Origin of the sequence: Bartonella capreoli (assembly GCF_902813205.1) — a bacterium.
GTDB lineage: Bacteria > Pseudomonadota > Alphaproteobacteria > Rhizobiales > Rhizobiaceae > Bartonella > Bartonella schoenbuchensis.
Genome location: NZ_CADDZX010000389.1, coordinates 1 through 388, shown reverse-complemented (window position 1 = coordinate 388; position 388 = coordinate 1). Strand labels below are relative to the sequence as shown.

The 388-nt window shown below is 38.7% G+C and carries 1 pseudogene; it reads right to left on the bottom strand.

From position 1 onward, the window contains the following. Positions 1 to 77: 77 nt before the first annotated feature. Positions 78 to 388, bottom strand: a pseudogene (locus J7R05_RS09495) (CCA tRNA nucleotidyltransferase); the annotation flags it as partial.

Here is a 388-nt window from a genome sequence, read left to right as displayed (position 1 = left end):
TGACCTAAAAGTGCTCCCTGGGTTTAACCTTTCTTCATCAAATCTCTGCCACTTCTAGGAAAAGTTGGAATCTGTTATTGTTGAGCCAAGAGATAAAGTGGAAGATAATATTCTTCTTTTTCTAATATTTCATCTTCATCTAAAATCCCAGTATAGACAGATGCCAAGGACAAGGATAATTGATCTAAAACGGTCTGTCGACCATGAAAATAAATCAATTCTTTCACGCAAACATCTGAACAGTTTGGATTGATAATCCCCAGCTTTGCCCATTCTTACAAGCGCATTTTCTCTTCATAAGACAAACGCAAACGATGAGCCATATCGTGAAGGCGTACAGGATCAGGAGGTAGTAAACTTTCTAACCACAGCAATGGATCTGCTTTCC